We start from the raw sequence: 3,811 nt of genomic DNA on the forward strand, positions 1-3,811 counted from the left end.
CGGCACGTTCAAGGCTGGTGCCCATCGCATATCGATTGTTTTCGATAATGTAGATGACCGGCAGTTTCCAGAGTTTGGCCATATTGAAGCTCTCATAAACTTGACCCTGGTTCGACGCGCCATCACCAAAGTAGGTCAGGCTTACATTGTCTTCGCCCCGGTATTTGGCCGCAAATGCCAAGCCAGTGCCAAGACTAACCTGCGCCCCAACTATGCCGTTGCCGCCATAAAAGCGATGCTCGTTAGAGAACATATGCATCGAGCCGCCCTTACCTTTGGACAACCCGCTTGCCCGACCAGTTAGTTCAGCCATCACCGCTTTGGGGTCAAGACCAACAATCAACATATGGCCGTGGTCACGATAACCAGTAATTGAGGCATCGCCTTTTTGCGAGGCCATATGCACACCGGTAACAACCGCTTCTTGCCCGATATACAAGTGGCAGAACCCACCAATTAGGCCCATGCCATACATTTGACCGGCTTTTTCTTCAAAGCGACGGATCAGGAGCATTTCACGATAGGCGTATAGATCTTCGTCTTTCGTGAATTCAGGTGCATTCGATTTGTTCGACGCAGCCTTTGTATCGGTCTTTTTGGTCATTGGCTTCTCCAACTTTGGGCCGTATCAGCAGCACAAGACTCACCAACACAGTTCTTCCGCACGTATTTGGGGCATCATATCGCTGTACTGTGATGATTAGAAATCCAGATTTACATGAACTATATGCCACAACATATTGTATTTAAAACAATAATATCGCTTAATCAAAAATAGGTTATGAGGTTATGTTAACTGATCTTGAGTTACTGCGAAACGGTTGGCACGATCAAATCGTTTGGGTTTCCCCACCCTAATAGATATCGGGCGCGCTCTGTTAACAGATCAGGATCAAGTCGATCCGCTGTGAGCAACGAGTTGCGGTTTTGCGCAACATCAATGGTTTGTGCCAATTGATCGCGCTCAATGCGCAATTCGATGACTTGTTGCGAGAATTTGGCTTGCGAAACAATGCCAAAGTTCCCCTCAATCAAATGATAACCCAAATAGCCCTGAAACGCGATCAACACAGCCGCGATAGCGAGCTTGTTGCGCAAGGATGGGCGTTTGTGACGTGTGGGCATAGGTACAATTTCAAATTTTGTGGATTACTTGCAACCTACTGGAGAGATGTTAAAACTTGATAACCGTCTTCTATTCACCACTCAAAATTGGCATGGCAAAATGGATCAACGTGCGAGTATAATAACCCTTGGTGTAAAAAATTTGACCCAGTCCAAATTGTTTTACGAAGCCCTTGGCTGGAAAAACGCCGCAAAACGAGATAGCGACATTGTCGCATACAATCTGCAAGGTATGGCCCTAGCCCTCTATCAACGAGAAGAATTGGCGAAAGATGCCAAAGTTGAATTTGAAGACGTTAAATATTCCCCTTTCACAATTGCCCATAACGTTAATGCACCTTCTGAAGTCGACGCTATATTAGCACAGGCTCAAGCAGCCGGGGGTAAGTTGGTCAAGCCGGGTCAGAAAGTGTTTTGGGGCGGCTATTCTGGCTATTTCGCTGATCCCGACAATTTCTTGTGGGAAGTCGCCCACAATCCATTTTCTGGGCTCGGCCCAAATGGTGAGTTTCGCTGGGGCGGACACGATACAGAATGAAAAACGCCGCCCGGTTTCCCGAACGGCGCATATTGTTTGTTCAAAGGCTCTACTTAGCTTTTCAAAATATCACGGCCAGCATATTTGGCAGCGAAACCAAGCTGTTCTTCAATGCGGACCAGTTGGTTGTATTTCGCCAACCGATCTGAGCGCGCCAAAGAGCCCGTTTTGATTTGTCCGCAATTCATCGCCACGGCCAAATCAGCAATCGTTGAATCTTCGGTTTCGCCGGAACGGTGCGACATCACAGATGAGTAGTTGGCTTTATGCGCCATTTCCACAGCTTCTGCGGTTTCCGTTAGCGTGCCGATTTGGTTGACTTTCACAAGGATCGAGTTGGCAACGCCCATTTTGATGCCTGATTTAAGGCGTTCTGAGTTGGTGACGAACAAATCATCGCCCACCAATTGGCATTTATTGCCAATAGCTTGTGTCAGCGCTTTCCAGCCATCCCAATCGTCTTCGTCCATGCCGTCTTCAATGGAAATGATTGGGTATTTGTTGACGAGATTTTCAAGGTAACGCACCATTTCGTCGCTACCCAAAGACACGCCCTCGCCTTTGAGATTGTACTTTTCGTCTTTGTAATATTCAGACGCTGCGCAATCCATCGCCAGATAAACGTCTTCACCTGGCTTGTAGCCCGCTTTTTCAATCGACTGCATGATGAAATCAAGCGCCGCATTTGTAGACGATAGATTTGGCGCAAAGCCGCCCTCGTCACCCACATTGGTGTTGTGGCCTTCAGCTGAAAGGCCTTTCTTCAATGTGTGGAAAATTTCAGAACCGATACGCACCGCATCCGCAATGCTTTGTGCCCCAACCGGCATCACCATGAATTCTTGAATATCGATTGGGTTGTCGGCGTGCTCACCACCATTGATGATGTTCATCATTGGTACGGGCAACAGATGCGCGTTTGAACCACCAACATAGCGGAACAAGGGCAGCGCAGAAGATTCGGCCGCAGCTTTTGCAACCGCCAACGAAACGCCCAGAATGGCATTTGCGCCCAATTTGGCTTTGTTAGGCGTACCATCCAAATCAATCATCACTTGGTCGAGTGAACGTTGATCAAGCGCGTCCATGCCTTGGATTTCGTTGAAAATGACCGTATTGACCGCATCAACCGCTTTGGTGACGCCTTTCCCCATATACTGAGAACCACCGTCACGAAGTTCCATTGCTTCGTGCGCACCTGTTGACGCGCCAGACGGAACCGCGGCGCGACCGAACGAGCCATCATCCAAAACAACATCAACTTCAACAGTTGGGTTGCCACGGCTATCAAAAATCTGACGACCAGTTACATCAATAATGGCGGACATTACATCATCTCCTCATGAGTGTTGGTGAATTGGTCGATGTCATAGCGCCAATTCATGATGTTGCAAAGTCCAATTGGCTGATTCTCGCCCGTTCCGACGTAAATCAATGGTCGGCGCCTAACGCGCCAACCAATTACCGTCCATTAATTTTACTTACGCTTCTGTCGGCCCGCCAGCTTCTTTCCAATCGTTAAAGCCACCAACATTGGTCACGGACGTATAGCCCATATCCTTGAGGGTTTTGCCCGCAAGGGCCGCCTGCCCTCCTAGAGCGCAGAGGACAAAAATATTTGCGTCCTTTTGCATTGCCGGATTGTGGTGCGGCGTGTTGTTGTCGGCTGCGAACTCGATAAAGCCGCGCGCAATGCGCACCGCACCGTCAACTGTGCCGGACTTTGCAATGTCGCCAGAATCACGCACATCAACAAAGACGCTGTTTGGCTTGCCGTGAAAGGCTATGCCTTCTTCTGGCGTGATACGTTTCACAACGGCATTGGCTTCGGCGAGAAAATCTTGTGCTGTTTTCATATTGATCTGATCCTTAAATGGGGATTGTTGACACAACCAGCATATTGACACAACTGGTGTTCATGAAAATCAATTCTTCGCCAGAAGTTGGTCGAAATTGTGGATTTCTAAATCAAACAACATTTTTCCACACACCAAATCCCTCAACGGCCTTCAACCTTGAGTTGATAAAAATTGCAGAAGCGCGAGGCGTTTGAAATCTCGTCTTGGTAGTCAGTTTAAAAATGAGACGTCAAACGCCTCGCGCCATTGGCTTTTGCTGTGAATTTGAAACGGCCCGAGGTGCTAAACC

5 protein-coding genes are annotated in these 3,811 nt (G+C 48.2%); 1 reads left to right on the forward strand and 4 read right to left on the reverse strand.

Going from position 1 to position 3,811, the window contains the following annotated elements; genetic code table 11:
• Both ACJAZW_RS15240 and ACJAZW_RS15245 read right to left on the reverse strand, forming a co-directional pair.
• Positions 1-604: thiamine pyrophosphate-dependent enzyme (locus tag ACJAZW_RS15240; RefSeq protein WP_415159634.1), on the reverse strand; the 604-nt coding region annotated here is incomplete at its 3' end.
• Between the two features lie 203 nt (positions 605-807).
• Positions 808-1,125 (reverse strand): FtsB family cell division protein, encoded by a 318-nt coding sequence (locus tag ACJAZW_RS15245; RefSeq protein ID WP_415159636.1) that lies wholly within the window; start codon positions 1,123-1,125, stop codon positions 808-810.
• 100 nt (positions 1,126-1,225) lie between these two features.
• Here ACJAZW_RS15245 and ACJAZW_RS15250 point away from each other — a divergent pair, with 100 nt between their 5' ends.
• Positions 1,226-1,663 carry a VOC family protein gene (locus tag ACJAZW_RS15250; RefSeq protein ID WP_415159638.1) on the forward strand — a complete coding sequence of 146 codons (438 nt, stop codon included), beginning with the start codon at positions 1,226-1,228 and terminating at the stop codon, positions 1,661-1,663.
• Between the two features lie 53 nt (positions 1,664-1,716).
• On the opposite strand, the gene eno is transcribed toward ACJAZW_RS15250, so the two are convergent.
• Together eno and ACJAZW_RS15260 are read right to left on the reverse strand one after the other, a co-directional pair.
• Complete coding sequence (gene eno / locus ACJAZW_RS15255) at positions 1,717-2,991, reverse strand: phosphopyruvate hydratase (protein ID WP_415159640.1); 1,275 nt, start codon at positions 2,989-2,991, stop codon at positions 1,717-1,719.
• A gap of 153 nt (positions 2,992-3,144) precedes the next feature.
• The gene (locus ACJAZW_RS15260) at positions 3,145-3,519 is read right to left on the reverse strand and encodes a rhodanese-like domain-containing protein (protein WP_415159642.1); all 375 of its coding nucleotides are present in this window, start codon (positions 3,517-3,519) and stop codon (positions 3,145-3,147) included.
• Positions 3,520-3,811: the final 292 nt, after the last annotated feature.

The organism is Maritalea sp. (assembly GCF_047634455.1).
In the GTDB taxonomy this organism is placed as follows: Bacteria; Pseudomonadota; Alphaproteobacteria; order Rhizobiales; family Devosiaceae; genus Maritalea.

Bases quoted from the DNA above. Each gene is read 5' to 3' on its own strand.
- ACJAZW_RS15245 (WP_415159636.1), bottom strand. From the start codon at position 1,125: ATGCCCACACGTCACAAACGCCCATCCTTGCGCAACAAGCTCGCTATC.
- eno (WP_415159640.1), bottom strand. From the start codon at position 2,991: ATGTCCGCCATTATTGATGTAACTGGTCGTCAGATTTTTGATAGCCGT.
- ACJAZW_RS15260 (WP_415159642.1), bottom strand. From the start codon at position 3,519: ATGAAAACAGCACAAGATTTTCTCGCCGAAGCCAATGCCGTTGTGAAA.
- ACJAZW_RS15250 (WP_415159638.1), top strand. From the start codon at position 1,226: ATGGATCAACGTGCGAGTATAATAACCCTTGGTGTAAAAAATTTGACC.